Here is a 19,556-nt window from a genome sequence, read left to right on the forward strand (position 1 = left end):
AAGCTCACGCCCACAACCGGAGTTGCCATGCCCACCCGCCCCCTGCGCCGCATTCTGTTCCTGCAATCGACCCTGGTGGCGGTTCTCCCCTTCCTCATTGCCGCGATTTTGGTCATCGCCTGGCTCTTCCCCCAGATCGACCGGGAAATCCTCGCCCGCCAGACCGAGCTCGGCCGCTCCGTCGCCGCCCAGGTCGACGACTATCTCAACTTCCCCATGCACCACGCCGAAGGGACGATTGAGCTGATCCTGGGAAAACATGACGGCTGGCCCGATCTGCAGCATGTGCTGGAGGCGCATCTGGTCATTCCCGAGTCCCTTCAGGCCCTGTACATCGCCGATCCGCAAGGAAAGATTCTGGCGACGGGGCTGCGCGACGATGATCCGGCAAAACAGCGCAAATTGAGCAGTCTCGATCTCTCCACCGCTCCCCTGGTCCGGGATGCCAACAGCCGCGGCCATGCCTGCTGGTCCGACACCTTCGTCTCCCCCCTTTCGGGAAAACTCGCGGTCGCCTTTGCCCTCCCCGGCGAAAAGACCATGGTGATCGGTGAAGTCGACCTCAGCCGCACCACCCAATTCTTGAAACGAATCGCCCTCGACCCCGAACAAGTGATTTTTATCATCGACGATCAGGGCCGGGTCGCCGCCGACCAGGACGGCCGCTACACCGCACGACAACTCGATCTCTCTGACATTCCCCTGGTCGAAAACGCGCTGACTTCATCTCGACACGGACATGGTGAGTTCAATTTCGAAGGGCGCGCCATGATCGGCAGCTTGACTCAGATCCAGGCTCTCGACTGGCATGTGCTGGTGGCGCAACCAGTGGCTCAGGTCTACCAGAGCGTCTGGACCTCGCTGCGAATTACCCTGGCAAGCCTCGCCGGTGCCCTGGCCTTTGCCGTGGCGATCGCCTTCTACATGAGCCGGCGCTCGGCCCGGATCTTCGAAAAACTCACGGAACACGCCCGCGGCCTCGCCGCCAATCAGCTTCTGCCCGCTTGGCCCGGCGCCGATATCGAGGAATTCCAGGAACTGGCGGGCAATCTGCAAAGCATGTCGGAAGCGATACGGGAACGCCAGCAGCGCCTCTCAACGTTGCTCAGCAACCTGCCGGGCATGGCTTACCGCTGCCAGGCCGATGGAGCCCGGTCGCTACTCTTTGCCAGCGAAGGCTGCCTGGAACTGACCGGGCTCAATTATCGGGATCTGCTGGAATCCTCCGCCCCCGGATTGAACGCTCTGATCACCGAGCCGGAGCGAGAAGCGGTGCGATCCGAAATCGAAATCTGCCTGCGGGATAAGCGCCCTTTTCAGCTCGTCTACCCCCTGCGCCATACTGACGGTAGCTGGCGCTGGGGATCGGATCACGGCCGCGGCATCTGGGATGAGAACGGGCAACTTCTCTACATCGAAGGGCTGATCACCGACATCAGCGCCCGGCGTCTCGCCGAAGAGGCCCTGAAAGAAGCCCTGAGCGAAACCCAGGAAACCAAAGACCGCCTCGAACTGATCCTGCGTTCGGTAGCGGACGCGCTGATCTTTACCGATATGGATGGGCGCATCGTGCTGCTGAGCACCTCGGCGGAGAGTTTTCTGGGCCTCGCCCAGACCCAGGCACGGGGATGCCGGCTCAGCGAACTGGTGGGCAATCCCGCTCTGGACGAACACCTCGGCCTGCTCCTCGAATATCACCATCAGACCGCCCAGAACGAATGTGAATTCGCCGCCGATTCCACGGGCAAGGGCCGGACCTTCCAGGTCAGTTCCACCCTGGTGAAAAGCCGCGAAGGGTTGGCCGACGGCGTCATCACGTTGCTCCACGACGTCAGCCGCGAACGGGAACTCGATCGCATGAAGAGCGAGTTCATCTCCACCGCCGCCCACGAGCTGCGCACCCCCTTGACGGTGGTCCTCGGCTTTTCCGAACTGCTCGAACGGGAAACGGGGCTGGACCCGAAGCACCGGGAATACCTGGAGATCATTGTGGAAAAGGCCTGGACCCTGCAACGCCTCATCGACGATCTGCTCGATCTCGGTCGGGTCGACACGGGGAAGCTGGTCCACCTGGAAAAAGAGCACTGCGATCTCCGCGCGGTGCTGACCCGGGTGCTTGGCGATTTCCAACTGACCTGCCCCAATCACCGCTTCGAGTCATCCCTTCCGGACCATCCCGTCGAACTTCTCGCCGACCCCTTGCGTCTGACCCAGGTGATGGAAAACCTCCTCGGCAACGCCGTCAAATTCTCGAAGCCGGAAAGTCTGGTCCGCGTCGCCTGCGAAACCCACACCGGCACCGTCCAAGTCACCGTCGAGGATCAGGGGATGGGGATATCCCCCGAAGAAACGGAGCGCGTCTTTGAAAAATTCTACCGGGTGGACGCCTCTTCCACCGGCAAACCCGGATTGGGACTGGGACTGCCTTTGGTCAAGAACATCATTGAGGCACACGGGGGGGAGATTCGCGTGGAAAGCGCCCCGGGTCAGGGCACCCGAATGATCTTCCAGTTGCCCCTGGCTGAACCGGAGACGATCTTTGCTTGATCGACCCCGGGATATCCGGTAAAGTCGGGCTTTCATTTTTTATGAAGGAGAGCTGCAATGGAACGAATGATGAGTAGAAAAGCCTGGACGGCTTGGGGGATGGGGTTCTTTCTGCTGCTGACGGGGTGTCAGACCGCCTATTTTTCGGCGATGGAAAAGATCGGCTACCACAAGCGGGATATTCTCGTCAGCCGGGTCGAGGAGGCGCGAACCTCGCAGCAGGAGGCGAAGGAACAGTTCCAGACGGCGTTACAGAAATTCACCGAACTGACCGGGTTCAAAGGCGGGTCGTTGGAGGACAAATACCAGAAACTCAACAGCGAATACGAAAACAGCAAGGCCCGGGCCGAAGCGGTGCGCAACCGCATCGCCGCCGTCGAAGATGTGGCCGAAGCTCTCTTCGCCGAGTGGAAGAACGAAATCGGCCAGTACAGCAACGCCGGCCTGCGTCAGTCGAGCCAGCGTAAGTTCGATGAAACCCGGCAGCATTACAGTCGCCTGATCGCCGCCATGAAGAAGGCGGAAAGCAAGATCCCACCGGTTCTGACCGCTTTCAACGATCAGGTTCTCTATCTCAAACACAACCTCAACGCCCAGGCCATCGCCGCCCTGCGCGACGAACTGGCCACCGTTGAAACAGACATCGGCGCCCTGATCCGCGACATGGAATCCTCCATCCGCGAAGCCGATAGTTTTCTTGACGCCATGGCCCGCGAATAGTCCTACCCTTCCCGTCCCGGGCGCCCTCCTGTCGGTTTGGGCAGGGCGCCCCCGCGCTGCACCAGGTCATTGAAGAAGTGGGGATCCTGGCAGTATTGCATCGCCGCCTCTACCGCCACCTTCTGTTCCCGCACCAACTGCGCCAGACTCACATCCAGTGAACAGAACTCATCCATACTCTGCTGCATCAGACTGCGGATCTGGTTTTCCTTGCGCTCCTTGATCAGATTTTTGGTGCGCGGGGTGTTCTCCAGTTTCTCGAAAGCCAGCACCCGCCCCTTACCGTCCTTGCTCGCCACCAGCCGCTGATTGAGAATGCAGACGAAGTTGTCCGCCAGCTGGATGCGCACCTGATGCTGCTGCTCCGGCGGGAAGACGTCGATGATGCGGTTGACCGCCATCACCGCGTTGTTGGCGTGCATGCAGCTGATCACCAGATGGCCGCTGTCCGCCGCCTGCAGGGCAATGGAAAAGCTTTCAGCGTCGCGCATCTCGCCGATGACGATGACGTCCGGCGCCTCGCGGAATATCCGCCGCAGCCCCTCCTGAAAAGACTCGGTGTCAACCCCGACCTCCCGCTGGTTGACGTTGCTCGATTTGTGGGTGTGCAGGTATTCGATGGGGTCTTCGATGGTGACGATGTTCTTCTTCTGCCGGGCATTGATGATGTCGAGCAGTGCCGCCAAGGTCGTCGTCTTGCCGTGGCCGGTGGGGCCGGTGATGAGGATCAGTCCCTGGGTTCTCAGGGCGAAATTCTCGAAGGACTGGGGCAGACCGAGAGTTGCCAGGCTGGGAATCTCTTCGACGATATGCCTGATCGCCAGGGAAATAGTCTTGCGCTGGCGGTAGGCGTTGACCCGGAAGCGTCCCCACTCGGGGAGGGAATAGGCGAAGTCCGCCTCCTGGGTCTGAAGAAACTGGTCCCACTGGAAATCGGTCATCATCCCCCGGGCGTAATCATGCACCGCCTGGGGCGTCAGCACCGGCAACGGCAGACGCACCAGCTCGTTGTTGAGTTTGAGGCTCGGCGCCACGCCGGCGACCAGCAACAGATCGGAAGCGTGGTTGACCACCATCTTGCCGAAAAGATCGCGCACGTCGGGAAGGACCGTCTCCTTCGGTTTGGCGACGCAGGCCCGGGCGATCTCGGCACCGGGGATCGTCCGTCCCGGCCGCTCACCGAGGTTCTCGATCAGCCCGAGGGCGGCACTCATCTGGAAAGAAGGCACCACCAACGGTCGAATCGACTGGCCGAGGATGAATTGCAGCTCGCCGAGGGTCTGGATATCTCCCGGATTGGCCATGGCCATAGCGATTTTGCGATCCTTGGCGGCCACCGGAATCACCTGATGCTTTTTCATCGTCTCCAAGGGCAGCAGAGCGAGCAGGGCGGACTGGAGATCGATCCGCTCCAGATTGAGCCCTTCGACCCCGGATTGCATGGCCAGGGCCTTGACCAGTTCATCGACACTCAGATAACCCAGTTCGACCAAGGTCGAGCCGAGCTTGTGCCCTTCGAAGCCCTGCTGACGCCGGGCGTTTTCCAGCTGTTCCGGGGTCACGAAACGATGCACCAGCAGCAGTTCCCCCAAGCGCAGGGTGCGCCGACTTTTGTTTTCCTGGGTCATGTCCATCTCCTTGCCGGTACGGCCGGCGCTCAATCCGCAATTACCGGGGGAGCTGTCCCCCCCGCTCTCGGTGCCTTTTGCCCTCGGGCCATCAGGTCTGCGGCAAGCCCTTCTCCCGCAATAGTTCCAGCACCTGGCTCGACCGTGGCCGTTCCAGATGACGAACCTCGCCGCCGAAGGCCCGAGCCAACCGAGCCATCTCCTGCTGGCGGGGATCGGGCGAACGGCTGTCGATGACCAGGGCAGGGATTCCCTCGCCACTCATGCGCGCGGCGATATCGAGCACTTCCTCCATGACCTTGCGCCCCGCCTCCAGGGGGACATTCGCTTCGCCGTCGGAAATAACCACGAGCAAGGGGCGCGCCCCGGGATAGCGGGCCCGCTCACGGCGAATGAGCCGCCAGGCGCTCCAGAGACCGTCAGCCAGGGGCGTGGCGCCGCCGACCGGCAGGCGCCGCAAGCGCTCCCGCGCCAGGGCGATACTGCGGGTCGGCGGCAGCAGCACCTCGGAACGCTCCCCGTGAAAAGCGACCAGCGCCACCCGGCAGCGCTCGACATAGGCCGCGCGCAAAAGGGCCAGCACCGCCCCCTTGGCCGCCGCCATGCGCGCCACCGCCCCCTCCCCCATCGATTCGGAGGCATCGACGAGAAAGACGATCAGCGGATAGCGCCAGCGGCGGCGGATTTTCTTGTGCAGATCGGCGCCAAGGATTTGCCCGGGGCCCGCGCCCCGTCGGGCCGCCGCCCGCAGGCTCGCTTCCAGCGCCACTTCGAATCCCCGTTCGCCGGAGCGCGCCGGCCGCACCGCCGTCACCGGCCCGGCCGCTTCCTGCCCCCGCCGCCGCAGCCGGGGAGGCAGACGGCGCGGACTGAGTTCGAGATCGCCCAGATCGATGCGATCATCGGCCTCTATGTAGGTTTCCGGGCTTTTTTTTTCAGGAAGGCGAAAAGGATGCTACCTGCCGCCATCGATCCGGGGACTTCCATGGAATCGGTCATTTCGTCCAGAACTTCAGGGACTTCAGCTTCCGTCTCGGCCGTGCCGGGGGGCTCCTCACCGGCGATCAGGCGACCGATGACCCCGTCCAGACGCTCATCGAGATTGGCGTCGCTATCGAGGGGCGAACGGGCCATGCGGTGGGGGAGTGCCAGCCGCGCCGCTTCGGCCACCTCCGTCGCCGTCACCGCCGTCTTTTCAAGGAGCGCCGCCAGCGCCCGCGCCCCTTTGATGATGGCCAGATCGGCCCGATGCCCCTGGGCACCGACCTCGATCGCCAGGCGCACGACCAGATCGAGCATCGCCTCGGGCACGGCGACGGCGGACAAGCGCTCACGGGCCAGGACGACCTGGTCGGCGAGCAGGCGCTCTTCGGGCTCCCAGCGCCGATGAAAAGCGGCGGCATCGGCTTCAAAAGCGAGGCGCCGGGCGACGATCTCGCGACGGGCGGCCGTGTCTTCCAGCCCCTGGGCGCCGACGCAGAGGCCGAAACGGTCGAGAAACTGGGGACGCAACTCCCCCTCTTCGGGATTCATGGTGCCGACGAGCATGAAGCGGGCCGGATGCTGATAACGCAGCCCTTCCCGTTCAACCAGGTTGATCCCCGAGGCGGCGGCATCGAGGAGCAGATCGACGAGATGGTCGGCGAGAAGATTGACCTCGTCCACATAAAGGATCCCCCGGTTGGCGGCGGCGAGCAGGCCCGGCTCGAAACGGCGCTCGCCGGTCTTCAACGCCTGCTCCAGATGCAGGGAGCCGACCACCCGGTCCTCGGTCGCCGACAGGGGGAGATTAACCACCGGCATCGGCCGGCGCAGGCGGGGCAGAGACTCCCCCCGGGCCATGCGCTCGGCGCATTCGGCATGGGAGGTCGCGGAATCGTCCGGGTCGCAATGACAGGGGCAGCCGTCCACCACCTCGATCTCCGGCAGCAGCGCCGCCAGTGCCCGGGCCGCCGTCGACTTGCCGGTCCCCTTCTGGCCGCGGATCAAAACCCCGCCGATGCTCGGATCGACGGCGTTAATGAGCAGCGCGGTCTTCATGGCATCCTGGCCGAGGATCGCAGAGAAGGGATAGAAGATCGTGGGCATGGAGGAATCCTTCAACAAATTTGGAGGTTTGCAGGCATTTCGATTAAAAATAGCAGAGCCCGGGGGGACAAGGCAAGCCTTCCCTCAGGATTCCGGGGCGTCGTAGCGGGCCAGATAGCCTTTCACCGGGAACTTGCGGGCGGTGTTTTCCGAACTCATGTAGCGCACCGTGCCGAAGATCGGCCGCTCCGGCCCCCAGGCTCGATCATAGAGTCCCAGGCACCAGCCGATGCCGCTCAAGGAATTGGGATCGCGGCCGTCCAGGGCGTAGCGGTCGTTGAGTTCCAGCATGATCGCCAGCGCCGCCTCGGGGCCCGCGCTCCATTCGAGAATCTTTTTGCCCCAGAGCATGCGCAGATAGTTGTGCATCCGCCCCTCAAGCCGCAACTGGCGCTGGGCCGCGTTCCACAGCGGGTCGTGGGTGCGCGCCGCGGCGAAATCCTGCAAATCGTAGCGATAGGGGCGAAAATCGTCGCGATGCCTGGCCAGGGTTTGTCTTGCCCAATCGGGCAGGGCCCGCCAGGGATCGTTCAGTTCGCCCAGGGCGCAACCGTTGAAACTCAGCTCCCGCCAGGTCACCAGCTGATCGACAAAGGCCTCGGCCGCCGCGCTCAATCCCCACCAGCCGCTGCGCTTGCCCCGGCTTTCCGGCGAAAGCCGACCGGGGGACCAGCCTTCGCGGGCGAAAATCGCGCCGAGGATCTCGTGGCTGCCGATCTGGCCGAAGTGCAGATAGGGGGAGAGCCCGCTGGTGAATTCCCCTTCCGGCTCACTCCGGCGTTCGTCATAAAAGGGGAGTCGTTCATCAAGAAAGCGTGCCAACGTTTCCCGGGCCGCCACGAAGCCGCCCCGGATCGGTGCCGGTGGAACCTCATGGTCGATGGGCAGACGCTTCAGAGCCTCCGGGCTTCCCGATAGCAAGGCTTCATCGGCATGGGGCCAACGGGTCGTGATGCGCTCCGGCAAGGATTTCAGTTCGGGAAGACTCACCCCCGCCAACGGATCGGCGAGGGGAACGTCGAGGAGATGACCGGGCAGGGTTTTCTGCAGAAAGCGGCGAAAGGCGTAGGCGGTGGGAAAGGCGCGGTCGGCGACGCGCAGGGGAAGAATGCCGTTGGCATCGACCGCCTCCAGCAGAACCGGGACGCGGTCGGCGGCGGCCGCGATCATGCGCGGCAGGAAAAAGGCCGGATAGTCGTCGGCGACAATGAGACAGGCGCGCGCGGCCAGGGCTTCGAGCAGGCCTTTGCCTGCTTGCGAACCCACTTCAACATAGGGATGGTAAAGCACTGGATAAGCGGCGAAATGTCGCATATGGTCGGTCATGCCATCGAGCACGAAGCGATGCAGGCGGTCACTGGCGAAGGGATAGTCGCAGCGCAGCCCTTCGAGAACAACCAGCGGCTTGCCCAATGCCAGCGACCGCTCTACCGCCCGTTGCAGAGCGAAATTGTAAAAAGGACGACGAAAGGCGGTCATCCAGTAAAGGACGAAGTCGCCGTCATCGCGGATCGGGCACGCATTCGAGGGACGGCAGCGTTCGGACGAAACGGGCATGGGCCCTCCTGCACAGGGAAATGACTTTCTTCTTTATCGCCCATCGTCCCCTTTTCTGTCCACGTAAATCCCCTCCCCTTTTGCCGTTAGTCCTGCTAGAATCCCGGCCGTCAACCAGCCCCTTCCCTTGCCTGTCGGAGTCTTAAATCCATGCGTGCCCTTGTCGCCTGCTTCCTCGCCCTGTCGCTGCTTACCTCCTGCGCCGGCGGCCACCCCCTCGATCAGATGAAATCGGGGATCTCCCACTTTGCTGAAGAAAAATTCCGCAACAGTCTCGCCGGGCAACTGGTCAAAGGCCTGGGCCAGGGGATTCACCTGGTGGCGAACGAACTGGCCCGCCCCGGCGGCTACCTCGACAACCCGCTGGTTCGCATCCTGCTGCCGCCGCCGGTGAACCTCGCCCTCGGCCTGATCCGCGACATCCAGGCCAGGCCCGATGTCAATCCCCTGCTCCTCGTTATGAACCGCGCGGCGGAAACCGCCGTCCCCGGCGCCGTACCCGTCCTGCTTGCCGCCCTTGACCAGATCGACGCCATTCGGGCGCGGGGCCTGCTCGACGCGGGGAAGACCGCCGCTACCGACTATCTGAAAGAACAGACCGAAAACAAACTCAAGGAAACCCTGACCCCGGTGGTCATGGAGACCCTGGCCAAAAACAGCGGACTCGCCCAGTACGGGCAACTTCTCGCCACCCTCCATGCCCAACGGCAAGTGCGGGATCCTGACCCGGCCGCACCGCCGACCTTCGACGAACCCCAAGTCGATCTTGCCGACTATGTCACCCAGCAGACGATCAACGGCTTGTTCAAGGCTATCGGCGTTGAAGAGGAACGGATCCGCGACGACCTGGACCGCACCGAACTGGATCTGCCGGAGATGCTCAAGCCCGCGGAAAAAAGACCTTGAAAACAAAAATCCCCGCCTGGCAGCGGGGATTTTTTTGTATCGGAAATCTTGGGGAGGGGGTCAGCGGGAGGCGGAAGAGGTTTTGTAGAGCAGCATCTGGATGCCCACGGTCACTCCGGCGATTACGCCGATCACGATCAAAAATGTCATCATGGTCGATCTCCTTTCCTCAGAGGGAAGTGGCCGGCCGCGCTCTCGCGGTGGCGCGATGGTTTATCATCAACAAAAACAGAACAACGTTAGTTATTATCAAGAAAAATCATTCGTAAAATCAGCTTGGTTAAACACTATCAAAAGACTAAACATCTAATCAAGAAAAAAATAGAACATTTTTTGATTTTGGTCAAAAAACATCTCGACGCTCAAAATCCCGCATATTTCTCATAAAAAAGGGGGCGAAAACGCCCCCCCTTTCACTCGTACCGGACTTCCATCAGACAGAGTCCCTGCGGCGGCGCGGTGCGCCCCGGCCGCAGCCCCGGTTCCCCTCGCAGCAGCCCGGCAAGCTCGTCGAGGCTGAGCTTGCCCCAACCGATCTCCACCAGGGTACCGGCCATAATGCGCACCATGTTGCGAAGAAAGGCGGTTCCCCTGACGTCGATATGGAGCAATTCCCCCTCCCGAACCAACTCCACCGAACGCATTTCCCGCACCGTGGTCAGGGCGTCGCAACCGGATGTGCGAAAAGCGGCGAAATCGTGACGTCCCACCAGCATTTCCGCCCCTTGACGCATCCGTTCTTCGTCGAGGGGGCGCGGCACATACCAGGAGAAACGGGCCGCCAGGGGGGAGCGCACCGGCGCGGTAAGTAGGCTGTAGCGATACCACTTGCCCCGGGCATCGAAGCGGGCGTGAAAATCGTCCGCCGCCTCGACCGCCGTGCGCACGGCAATATCCGCCGGCAGCAGACAGTTGAGCCCTTCGCGATAGGCGCTCATCGGCAGCTCGCGCTCGGTGCGGAAATGCGCCACCATCCCCCGGGCATGAACTCCGGCATCGGTCCGCCCCGACGAGGTGATCCGCACGGCATGGCCGAGTATCTTCGTCAGGGCCTCTTCCAGCACCTGCTGCACGGCCGTGCCGTTGGCCTGAATCTGCCAGCCGACATAGGCGGTGCCGTCATATTCGATGGTCAGGCGGATGGTTTTCATGCAATGTCACCGCGAACGGAAAGAGATCAGAGATAGGCCCAGATGAGCAGCAATGCCAAGAGGGCACCGGTAGCCAGGGAACGGTTCCAGGGGGATAGGGCGCAGGTCGCCGCGCCGATGGAATCGAAAGATTCACCAGCCGCGACGCTGGTCCGGGCCAGGGCATCGGCGCGGTCGACCAGGCCAAGGATCAACGGCGCCAGCATCCGTGCCGCCAGCCGTCCTCGCGCCGTCAGGGAGCCCTGGCCAAGCTCCTCGCCCCGGGCGCGAAAGGCCGCGACCTGCAGGGCCGTCTCCTCCCGCAGCAGAGGGATGAAACGCAACACCAGCTGCCCGAGGCGGATCGGTTCCGTCACCGGCAGCCCCAAGCGGCGCAAAGGCAAAAGGAGCGCGGCGACGGCGGCGGCCAGCGCCTCGACGGAGGTGGTCAGGGTCAGCAGCGAGGAAAAAGCCATCGCCAGCAGCAGCTGGACAGAGACGGTGAGCCCGCGCAGAAGCCCGTCGTAGGATAAAAATTCGAAGCCGAAGAGGGTCCGGCCGGGGGTCAGAAAAAGGTGCAGCAGCAGGGTAAAGAGCAGCAGCCAGCGCAGGGAACGGAGGCTCCGTAACGCGAGTCGCCAGGGCAGGCCTGAAAGAAGAAAGAAGGTGATAAAGCAAAAGACCAAAGCCGCCAGTCGCGCCGGGACAGCAGTGGCGAAGCTCGCCACCGCGAAAAGAGGCAGGACGCAGAGCTTGAGCCGGGCATCGAGACGATGTAAGGGAGAATCCCCCGACACATAGCGCCCCAGCATCAGATCATCCAGCACAGACCCCACTCCCCACTCCCCACTCCCTATGAATCACTCCTCACGCCCTAAAAACAGCAATTCCGCCACCCGTACCGCCGGCAGAGCCGCACCGGCCCGCAGGTTATCCGCCGCCAGCCAGAGATCGAGCCCGCCGGGGCGGGAGCCGTCGACGCGCAGACGTCCGACCTGCACCTCATCCTGACCGGCAGCATCGACCGGCGTCGGGTAATCCCCCTCGGCCGGCTCATCGATCAGGGCCACACCGGGGGTTGCAGCCAGGGCCGCGCGCGCCTGAGGCAGAGAGAGCGCCCCTTGCGCTTCGACGTTCACCGCCGCGCTGTAACCGTAAAAGACCGGAACCCGAACTGCCGTGGCACTGACCCCCAGTTCGGGAAGGTCAAGCAGCCGCCGCAGGTCGTGAACCAGCGCCGCCTCTTCGGCATCGACCCCATCGGCATCGAAAGGGCCATTTTGCGGCAGGCAGTTGAAGGCGATCTGTCGGGGAAAGACCTTGGCGTCGCAGGGACGGCCATTGAGCAATTCGCCGCACTGCACTCGCAGCTCGTCGATCCCCGCCTGGCCGGCTCCGGAAACCGCCTGCACGCTCGTTACCACCAGCCGCCGCAGAGGGCTGAGCTGATGTAGCGGCTTGAGCGCCACGGCCAGGGCAGCTGCCGCCGCACCGGGGATAGCGATGATTTTCTTGCCCCGGGCCCGGGCGATTTCATGGGGATTAACCTCCGGCAACACCAGCGGTACATCGGCATCGATGCGCCAGGCGCCGGAAAAATCGATACAGACCGCCCCCGCGCCGGCGGCGATGGGGCAGAAACGGGCGCTGACGGCCGCCGGCGCGCAGAAGAAGGCGAGGTCGATGCCGGCGAAGGCCTCCTCGTCCAGCCTTTGCACCAGCAGCGAACCCCCGCGAAAGTCGAGAAACTCTCCGTCGGAACGCTCCGAAGCAAGCAAGCGCAACTGTGCCACGGGAAAATCCCGCTCTTCGAGGATTTCGAGCAACTGCCGACCGACAACACCGGTGGCGCCGACCACGGCGATATGGAACTCTTTGGACATGGATTTGAGACTCCCTGGATTTCTTCGGGGCTGAAAAAACACAAGGCACGGGAGAACCGCGATTCCCCGTGCCCTGTCTCTATGGCTGTGGCGATTAAAGGTTGGCGATGATCGCGGCGCCGATTTCGACGGTGTTGACCTTCTTCTCACCGGCTTTGTTCTGGAAAATGTCGCCGGTGCGGTAGCCCTGGTTGAGGGTCTTTTCCACCGCCGTGTCGATGGCGTCGGCGGCATCATTCATGGCGAAGGAGTAGCGCAGCATCATCGACGTCGACAGGATCTGGGCGATGGGGTTGGCGATCCCCTGGCCGGCGATATCAGGGGCGCTGCCGCCGGAGGGTTCGTACATGCCGAAGGTGCCTTCGGCCAAAGAGGCCGAGGGGAGCATGCCGAGGGAGCCGGTGAGCATGGCGGCCTCGTCGGAGAGGATGTCGCCGAACATGTTCTCGCAGAGCAGCACGTCGAATTGCTTGGGCCAACGCACCAGTTGCATGGCACCGTTATCGACGTACATGTGGGAAAGCTGCACGTCGGGATACTGCTTGCCGACGCGGGTGACCACTTCGCGCCAGAGCACCGAAGTCGACAACACGTTGGCCTTGTCGATGGAGCAGAGCTTCTTGTCGCGCTTCTGCGCGGCCTTGAAACCGACATGGGCGATGCGCTCAATCTCCGGCACGCTATAACGCATGGTGTCGACACCGACCCGGGCATCCCCTTCTCCGTCGATCCCCTTGGGCTGGGAGAAGTAGATACCGCCGGTCAACTCTCGCACCACCAGGATGTTAAAACCACCGGCGATGACTTCTTCTTTGAGACTCGACGCGCCGGTCAGGGCCGGAAAGATGATCGCCGGACGCAGGTTGGCGTAAAGGCCGAAGATCTTGCGCAGGGGGAGCAGGGCGCCGCGTTCGGGCTGCTCGTCGGGAGGCAGGCTCTCCCACTTGGGCCCGCCGACCGAGCCGAAGAGAATGGCGTCGGAGGCCTTGCAGATGTCGATGGTCGTTTGCGGCAGCGCCTTGCCTTCAAGGTCGATCCCGGCGCCGCCGACATTGGCGAAGGTGCGGGCGAATTTTACGTCGAACTTCTTTTCAATGACATCCAGCACCTTCAGCGCCTCGGCCATGACCTCGGGGCCGATGCCGTCGCCGGGAAGAACCGCTACTTTGTACGTCTTTGCCATGCCTGCTCATCTCCTTTAGCCGGACCAAATAGGTTTCATGTCGAATAAACAAAAAAGACAGATTTTTCAAACGGTTGCCAATAATAAAGAGGTGCATGGGGAGAAGTCAAACCTTTTTTGCCCGGCCCGATGACCGACTCGGGCAACGGTAAAGGGAAGTCCGCTGGACTTTAACGCACGCCTGGGCTAAACTCTACCCCAATTCCCTTAAGCCTTCAGCCTTAGTCTGCTTCTCTATGCCCCTGCTGCAAAACCCCATCGTCATTCTGCTCACGATCATCGTCCTCGGCGAACTGCTGGGCAAGGCACGGCTGTGGAATCTCTCCCTCGGCCCTTCGGCGATCATTTTCGTGGCCCTGGCTTTCGGCCACTTCGGCTTTATCGTCCCCGCCGGGGTGCAGACCATCGGCCTCGCCCTCTTCATCTACGCCGTCGGCTTGCAGGCCGGTCCCGGTTTCGTTAGCTCCTTCCGCAGCCACGGCATCCCCATGACCCTTGCCGTACTCTTCATCGCCCTCTGCGGCACCCTAATCACCTGGGCCTGCTGCAAGGTGTTCGGCTTCGGCGCCGGCACCGGCGCCGGACTCCTTTCCGGAGCCATGACCAGCACCCCGTCGCTGGCGGCGGCGGTAGAGGTCGTCGGCCATGAACACGCACCCGCCGCCTACGGCGTGACCTACGGCTTCGGCGTCATCGGCATGGCCGTCCTTATTAAACTGCTGCCGCGCCTGCTCCGAGCCGACATCCGCGCCGAGGAAGAGCTCCTGGCGAAGGAACTGACGGAGGAAAACCCGCCGATTACCTCCATGCACATCGAGGTGAGCAATCCCAACCTCTTCGGCAAGCGCGTTGCCGACATCTTTCTCAAAAGCATCGCCCCAGTGACCATCACCCGCCTCCTCGCCAAGGACGCCGAAGAGCCGGTTCTGGTCGGCGCCGACACCCTATTGGAAGAAGGGGATCAGCTGCGCGTGGTGGGGCGCCCCGCCGACCTGGAGAAGGTGCAGCTCTACATCGGCAAGCCGGTGGATCGGCAGATCGCCTTCGAGCGAATGCTGGGCAGGAAGAGCATCGTCCTCTCCAAACGACAATTCGCCGGCAGCACCCTCGGCTTCTTCAACTTCCGGGAAACCTTCAATGTGCAGGTGGCGCGCATCACCCGTAACGGTATGGACCTGCCGGCCGACGCCAACACCCGCCTGCATCTGGGCGATGTGCTCCATTTCGTCGGGGACGAAAGGGCCATGCGCAACATCAGCCGGATGCTTGGAAACGACCTCAAGGCCACCTACGACATCAGCCTGCTGCCGATTCTGGTGGGCTTGCTGATCGGCCTGCTCCTCGGCAACCTGGTCCTGCCTCTGCCGCTGGTCGGACCGCTCAAGCTCGGCACCACCGGTGGCACTCTGCTCACCGGTCTCCTTCTTGGCGCCCGCTACCAGACCGGTCCCCTGATCTGGGACCTCCCCGATGCCGGCAACCGGCTGATCCGCGATCTCGGCCTGGCACTCTTCATGGCAGCGGTCGGCACCTCGGCCGGGACGACCTTTGTCGACACCTTGCGGGAACAGGGCTGGCCGCTGCTCGTTTCCGGGATGCTCGTCACCCTGGTGCCGGTGATCCTCGCCGCCCTCGTCGGGATGTATCTTCTGCGCATCCGCCTGCTGCGTCTGATTGGCGCCCTGGTCGGCGGCATGACCAGCGCCTCGGGCCTGGCCGCCGCCAACGCCCTCTCCGCCACCCCCTACGCCGCCGCCGCCTACGCCACCGTCTACCCGGTGGCGCTCATCGGCAAGATCCTCGCGGTCAAGATTCTGCTGCTGATCCTGCCGGGATAAAAAACGCGCGGCCCATCCATCGGACAGGCCGCGCGCCTTTCTTGAAAAATCCATCAAAAACTTAATTACTGCTGATAGAGAAACTTAGAGCTGATCTCTTTCGCCCCTTGTGCTTCGTCGAGCTGCAGCATTTTCACCGTCCAAGCCAGACGCTACTCTTTTTTTTTCCTCCGCCGCCTTTTCCCGGGCACGACCCAGCCAAAAACCAGCCCCTCCGCAATCATGCGCAGCTTGTCCAAGGCAGAGTATGTCGTCTTCTTCGGCGCCGGCTCGGCGATATCCTGACGCAGAAAATCGGCGATGACCTCTTTTGCCCGTGCTTCATAGGCCTCATCCACCATGATGGTCTTGCGGTTGAGAAATTCGATCTGGATGCCGACGTACAACGAACCGAAATGATCGTTGTGGACGAAAAAGGGGATCCCTTCGGCTTCAAGCAGGCTCTTCGCCAAGGCGAGTTGCACTTCGTTTTCGGGGGAGAAAAGTTTGATCAATATTTACCTCCCTGTCCGGTGCCGCGGGAATGGAGGTTCTTCGTCCTCCCTCTCGCCCAGAATCAATGAAACCGCTAACGGGATATCCCCCCGCAAGCGGCTTCCAGTTGATGATTCAATCGGCGAACTTAAGTTTAATCCAGCACTTCGACGTGGTTGATGACGATCGCTTCCTTGGGCAGGTCGTCGTGGCCGGCGACTTTGGTCGTGGCCTGCTGTTCGATGGTGTAGACCACCTTCATGCCGTCGACCACCTGACCGAAAACGCAGTAGCCGAAATCCTGCGCGCTGGTCCCGGTGTTGTCGAGGAATTTGTTGTCCTCGGTGTTGATGAAGAACTGGGCGGCGGCGCTGTCGACTTCCGTCGTCCGGGCCATGGCGACGGTTCCGGTCTTGTTCTTGAGCTTGTTGCGGGCCTCGTTGACGATGGGGGGACGGGTCGGCTTTTCCTCCATCTCCACGGTGTAACCGCCCCCCTGGATCATGAAGCCCTTGATGACGCGATGAAAAATGGTGCCGTCGTAGCGGCCGGCCTTGGCGTAGGCGATGAAGTTCTCGACGGTAACGGGAGCCTGTTCGGCAAAGAGTTCAAGGACGATCTCGCCCAGAGAGGTGTCGATCTGGACAAGGGGATTGGATGCGCTCATCGATGGTCCTTTCGTTACAGATATTCAAAAGATTCGACATCCCCCTTTTCAAAGGAGGAACGAGGGGAATTTTAACCTTTACGCACGAAGATCTCCCGTGCCAGCTCCTGGTCGACGGCAAACTCCGAATGACCGACCTTGAAGATGAAGGTCGGATAGGTGCGGCTGAGTTGCAAGGTATTGCCGGGCAAGACCCCCATGCTCATCAGCTTCTGCATCTTCTTCGGGTCGCTGGTGGAGAGGTAGGCGATCTCCCCGGTGCTGCCGGCCTTGAGTTCAGTCAGGGCGACGACGCCGGTCTCTCCTTGGCGACGGGCTTCCTCGCAGCATTCCCCGGGCGGAATCGGCTTGCCGTGGGGGCAGGTGGTGGGATGGTTGAGCAGGGTGCAGAGCTTGGTATCGACACCAAGGCGCAGCAGATGCTCGAACTCGCAGGCGCGCTCGTCACCGGAAGTGCCCTTGAGGTCGAGCACGTCCATAAGCAGACGTTCGGCCAGGCGGTGGCGGCGTACGGTCATGCGTGCCTCGGGCCAGCCTTCCTGGCGCAGATAGACCCGCTCGCCTTTGATGTCGATATAGGCGAGCCGATCGAGTTCGCGCAACGCCTCGTCATCCGGTCCGACACCGAGGGTGCTGAGATGGGCGGAATTATCCCCCTCCTCTTCCGTGGCGATCCACAGGGCCTCAAGAATATCCTCGGCTTTTTCCGATAGATTCATGAATGGTCATCCTCTTGGTGAGTTTGGCTTTTGGCCTCTTTTTTTTCCGCCAGTCGGCGCAGATAAGCGGGGGTCGCGGGGTTTTCATGGCCGCAATAGGGACAGTGTATCTTACGACAGCCGCCCTTGCACATCCCGCAGGATTGTTGGACGTGATCGGCGGGGATTTCCCGGCCGCAGAATCCGCACTTCATGAGAGTACCCCGGTGAAGAGAAGCAGCCGGTTCAGACCCCAGCCGACGGAAAAGGCAAACAAGGTGACGAAGACGAAGATGCCGCAGGCGACCTTACCGCCGCGCTCCTTGAACATGACCAGAAACTGGGCGACACAGGGAACGAAAAGGGTCAGGGTCACCGCCGCCACAGTGAGCTGCGCCGGGTTGAGCAAGCCGGCGGTCTGCAGATCATAGAGTCCGGCGGCGCCGAAGTCACGGCGGAAGAAACCGAAGATGAAGGCGGCGGAAACTTCCGTCGGCAGCCCCAGAGCCAGCATCACCGGGGACATGGCCCGAACCAGCCAGTCGAGGGCACCGGTCATCTTCCCGGCCCAGAGCATCACCGACGCGAGAATGAAGAGCGGGAAGATTTCGAGAAAATACCACTGCATGCGGGTCAGGGTCTTGACCAGCACATTGCGCGGTTGGGGCATGCGCAGAGGGGGGATTTCCATGTAGAACATCGGTCGCTCCCCCGGCACCATCCGCGCCGAGAGAAAGCCGATAAAAAGAAAGATCGCCGCCAGGGTCAGCGACCAGACGAGCAGCGAACCCGGCACCTCGGAAAGCAGGCCGAGGATGACGCCGAGTTGGGCGCTGCAGGGGATCGCCAACGCCAGCAGGATGGTAGCAATGATGCGCTCGCGCACCGTCTCCAGGGTGCGGGTGACGATGGTCGCCATGGTGTCGCAGCCGAAGCCGAGAACCAGGGGAATGACCGCCCGACCATTGAGGCCGATGCGTTTGAAAAGGCGATCGACCAGCATCGCCAACCGGGGGAAGTAACCGGTGTCCTCGATCACCGAAAAGGCGATGAAAAAGGTACCGACGATGGGGAGAACGATGGCCACGGCATAGCGGACGCCGAGGGTAAAAATACCATATTCCCCGACCAGCAATTCATAAAGCCAGGTCCAGGGGAGATAGCGCGTCCCCAGGTCGACCACCCAGGGATTGATGATTTCCTCGAAGAGCCGCCCTTCAAAGAGATCGACGATGGTCCCGGCGCCGAAGCCGCCGACAAACTGGTACAGACCGAAATAGAGGACCGCCAGCAGTAGCGGCACGCCGGTCCAGGGGTTCATGGTCCAGCCCGAAAGACGTTCGGAGAAGGTCGGGCCGCCCCCCTGCCGCTGGCTAATCACACCGTCGAGCAGCCCCTTGCAGACCCGCTTGCGTTCCAGGCTGATACGCAGATGCAGATCGACACGGCGTTCGAAGACGATGTCCTTGACCACGTTGTCGATGTCCTCGCGCCGCTCCTCCTCCACCGCCAGCACCCGCTGGTGGATTTCCTCATCCTTCTGCAAGAGCAACAGCGCCAGGGCGCGCCGGTCGAGGCGGTAGTCGCCGTGCAGCAACATCGCCACCCGGGCGATATCTCGCTCCAGGTCGGCGGCATAGGCGAAACGCGCCCGGTGCAGGGGATCAAAAGCGGCGATGGCCGCGCGGATTTCCGCCAGCCCCCGGCGCCGCCCCAGGGCCGCGCCGACCACGGGGATCCCCAACTTTTCCTGCAACAGCGGGATATCGATACTCATGCCGACACTCTCGGCTTCATCCAGGATATTGACCACCAGCAGCACCGGCAGCCCTGCTTCGATCAGTTGCAGGGTCATGGGCAGCATGCGCTCGATGTTGCGCGCCGCCAGGACATGCACCACCACCCGGGGGTCTTCCTCCAACAGGATGGTCCGCGCCACCCGCTCCTCCTCGGTGATGGGCAACAGGGCGTACATGCCGGGGGTGTCGAGAACCTCGTAGCGCTCACCGTCGATGTCGCAGTGGCCGCGGGAGACTTCCACCGAGGTACCGGGATAGTTGGAAACGGTGGTGTAGGCACCGGTCAGAGAATTGAAAAGGACACTCTTGCCGACATTGGGATTGCCGACCAGGATGATTTTGCGTTGACCGTGGGAAAGCTGCGTTTCTGACATGCGATTCACTTCCGGAGGCAATGACGAAGAAAACGTCGCCCGATAAGGATAGGCGTCCGCGCCA

General features: G+C 62.2%; 16 protein-coding genes. 4 read left to right on the forward strand and 12 right to left on the reverse strand.

Features of this window, described 5'->3' with window-relative positions; genetic code table 11:
* Positions 1 to 27: 27 nt before the first annotated feature.
* Together BQ4888_RS13810 and BQ4888_RS13815 are read left to right on the forward strand one after the other, a co-directional pair.
* Complete coding sequence (locus tag BQ4888_RS13810; protein ID WP_092057856.1) at positions 28 to 2,547, forward strand: ATP-binding protein; 2,520 nt, start codon at positions 28 to 30, stop codon at positions 2,545 to 2,547.
* Positions 2,548 to 2,604: 57 nt separating this feature from the next.
* Entirely contained in the window at positions 2,605 to 3,267 is a 663-nt protein-coding gene (locus BQ4888_RS13815) for a DUF2959 domain-containing protein (RefSeq protein WP_240746350.1), read from the forward strand.
* 2 nt (positions 3,268 to 3,269) lie between these two features.
* On the opposite strand, the gene BQ4888_RS13820 is transcribed toward BQ4888_RS13815, so the two are convergent.
* From BQ4888_RS13820 to BQ4888_RS13835, 4 genes are all read right to left on the reverse strand, one after another.
* Entirely contained in the window at positions 3,270 to 4,895 is a 1,626-nt protein-coding gene (locus BQ4888_RS13820) for a PilT/PilU family type 4a pilus ATPase (protein WP_170232878.1), read from the reverse strand.
* A gap of 91 nt (positions 4,896 to 4,986) precedes the next feature.
* Complete coding sequence (locus tag BQ4888_RS13825; protein ID WP_092057858.1) at positions 4,987 to 5,709, reverse strand: VWA domain-containing protein; 723 nt, start codon at positions 5,707 to 5,709, stop codon at positions 4,987 to 4,989.
* A gap of 95 nt (positions 5,710 to 5,804) precedes the next feature.
* The gene (locus tag BQ4888_RS13830; RefSeq protein ID WP_092057859.1) at positions 5,805 to 6,983 is read right to left on the reverse strand and encodes a magnesium chelatase ATPase subunit I; all 1,179 of its coding nucleotides are present in this window, start codon (positions 6,981 to 6,983) and stop codon (positions 5,805 to 5,807) included.
* An 84-nt stretch (positions 6,984 to 7,067) separates the two neighbouring features.
* The gene (locus BQ4888_RS13835) at positions 7,068 to 8,540 is read right to left on the reverse strand and encodes a cryptochrome/DNA photolyase family protein (protein ID WP_092057860.1); all 1,473 of its coding nucleotides are present in this window, start codon (positions 8,538 to 8,540) and stop codon (positions 7,068 to 7,070) included.
* Between the two features lie 150 nt (positions 8,541 to 8,690).
* Here BQ4888_RS13835 and BQ4888_RS13840 point away from each other — a divergent pair, with 150 nt between their 5' ends.
* Complete coding sequence (locus tag BQ4888_RS13840; protein ID WP_092057861.1) at positions 8,691 to 9,446, forward strand: DUF4197 domain-containing protein; 756 nt, start codon at positions 8,691 to 8,693, stop codon at positions 9,444 to 9,446.
* 413 nt (positions 9,447 to 9,859) lie between these two features.
* On the opposite strand, the gene truA is transcribed toward BQ4888_RS13840, so the two are convergent.
* The 4 genes from truA to leuB all read right to left on the reverse strand — a co-directional run bounded on the left by truA (position 9,860) and on the right by leuB (position 13,642).
* On the reverse strand, positions 9,860 to 10,597 hold the full coding sequence (gene truA, locus BQ4888_RS13845; protein WP_092057862.1) for a tRNA pseudouridine(38-40) synthase TruA: 738 nt from the start codon (positions 10,595 to 10,597) through the stop codon (positions 9,860 to 9,862).
* 26 nt (positions 10,598 to 10,623) lie between these two features.
* Positions 10,624 to 11,403 (reverse strand): energy-coupling factor transporter transmembrane component T family protein, encoded by a 780-nt coding sequence (locus BQ4888_RS13850; RefSeq protein ID WP_092057863.1) that lies wholly within the window; start codon positions 11,401 to 11,403, stop codon positions 10,624 to 10,626.
* A gap of 33 nt (positions 11,404 to 11,436) precedes the next feature.
* Positions 11,437 to 12,459: an aspartate-semialdehyde dehydrogenase gene (locus BQ4888_RS13855; protein ID WP_092057864.1), complete on the reverse strand. Its 1,023-nt coding sequence runs from the start codon at positions 12,457 to 12,459 to the stop codon at positions 11,437 to 11,439.
* Between the two features lie 94 nt (positions 12,460 to 12,553).
* Positions 12,554 to 13,642 (reverse strand): 3-isopropylmalate dehydrogenase, encoded by a 1,089-nt coding sequence (gene leuB, locus BQ4888_RS13860; protein ID WP_092057865.1) that lies wholly within the window; start codon positions 13,640 to 13,642, stop codon positions 12,554 to 12,556.
* 236 nt (positions 13,643 to 13,878) lie between these two features.
* On the opposite strand from leuB, the gene BQ4888_RS13865 reads away from it, so the two are divergent.
* On the forward strand, positions 13,879 to 15,480 hold the full coding sequence (locus BQ4888_RS13865) for an aspartate:alanine exchanger family transporter (RefSeq protein WP_092057866.1): 1,602 nt from the start codon (positions 13,879 to 13,881) through the stop codon (positions 15,478 to 15,480).
* A gap of 152 nt (positions 15,481 to 15,632) precedes the next feature.
* Here the strand turns inward: BQ4888_RS13865 and BQ4888_RS13870 are convergent, their stop codons facing one another.
* The 4 genes from BQ4888_RS13870 to feoB all read right to left on the reverse strand — a co-directional run bounded on the left by BQ4888_RS13870 (position 15,633) and on the right by feoB (position 19,492).
* On the reverse strand, positions 15,633 to 15,974 hold the full coding sequence (locus BQ4888_RS13870) for a putative signal transducing protein (RefSeq protein ID WP_170232880.1): 342 nt from the start codon (positions 15,972 to 15,974) through the stop codon (positions 15,633 to 15,635).
* Between the two features lie 134 nt (positions 15,975 to 16,108).
* Positions 16,109 to 16,621 (reverse strand): peptidylprolyl isomerase, encoded by a 513-nt coding sequence (locus BQ4888_RS13875; protein WP_092057868.1) that lies wholly within the window; start codon positions 16,619 to 16,621, stop codon positions 16,109 to 16,111.
* 71 nt (positions 16,622 to 16,692) lie between these two features.
* On the reverse strand, positions 16,693 to 17,340 hold the full coding sequence (locus BQ4888_RS13880) for a metal-dependent transcriptional regulator (protein ID WP_092057869.1): 648 nt from the start codon (positions 17,338 to 17,340) through the stop codon (positions 16,693 to 16,695).
* 190 nt (positions 17,341 to 17,530) lie between these two features.
* The gene (feoB, locus tag BQ4888_RS13890) at positions 17,531 to 19,492 is read right to left on the reverse strand and encodes a ferrous iron transport protein B (protein WP_092057871.1); all 1,962 of its coding nucleotides are present in this window, start codon (positions 19,490 to 19,492) and stop codon (positions 17,531 to 17,533) included.
* Between the last annotated feature and the right edge of the window lie 64 nt (positions 19,493 to 19,556).

The sequence above is a fragment of the Desulfuromonas acetexigens genome (assembly GCF_900111775.1).
Lineage (GTDB): Bacteria > Desulfobacterota > Desulfuromonadia > Desulfuromonadales > Trichloromonadaceae > Trichloromonas > Trichloromonas acetexigens.

Coding starts and splice junctions, on each gene's coding strand:
- BQ4888_RS13810 (WP_092057856.1), top strand. CDS start 28: ATGCCCACCCGCCCCCTGCGCCGCATTCTGTTCCTGCAATCGACCCTG.
- BQ4888_RS13815 (WP_240746350.1), top strand. CDS start 2,605: ATGGAACGAATGATGAGTAGAAAAGCCTGGACGGCTTGGGGGATGGGG.
- BQ4888_RS13820 (WP_170232878.1), bottom strand. CDS start 4,895: ATGACCCAGGAAAACAAAAGTCGGCGCACCCTGCGCTTGGGGGAACTG.
- BQ4888_RS13830 (WP_092057859.1), bottom strand. CDS start 6,983: ATGCCCACGATCTTCTATCCCTTCTCTGCGATCCTCGGCCAGGATGCC.
- BQ4888_RS13835 (WP_092057860.1), bottom strand. CDS start 8,540: ATGCCCGTTTCGTCCGAACGCTGCCGTCCCTCGAATGCGTGCCCGATC.
- BQ4888_RS13840 (WP_092057861.1), top strand. CDS start 8,691: ATGCGTGCCCTTGTCGCCTGCTTCCTCGCCCTGTCGCTGCTTACCTCC.
- truA (WP_092057862.1), bottom strand. CDS start 10,597: ATGAAAACCATCCGCCTGACCATCGAATATGACGGCACCGCCTATGTC.
- BQ4888_RS13855 (WP_092057864.1), bottom strand. CDS start 12,459: ATGTCCAAAGAGTTCCATATCGCCGTGGTCGGCGCCACCGGTGTTGTC.
- leuB (WP_092057865.1), bottom strand. CDS start 13,642: ATGGCAAAGACGTACAAAGTAGCGGTTCTTCCCGGCGACGGCATCGGC.
- BQ4888_RS13865 (WP_092057866.1), top strand. CDS start 13,879: ATGCCCCTGCTGCAAAACCCCATCGTCATTCTGCTCACGATCATCGTC.
- BQ4888_RS13875 (WP_092057868.1), bottom strand. CDS start 16,621: ATGAGCGCATCCAATCCCCTTGTCCAGATCGACACCTCTCTGGGCGAG.
- BQ4888_RS13880 (WP_092057869.1), bottom strand. CDS start 17,340: ATGAATCTATCGGAAAAAGCCGAGGATATTCTTGAGGCCCTGTGGATC.
- feoB (WP_092057871.1), bottom strand. CDS start 19,492: ATGTCAGAAACGCAGCTTTCCCACGGTCAACGCAAAATCATCCTGGTC.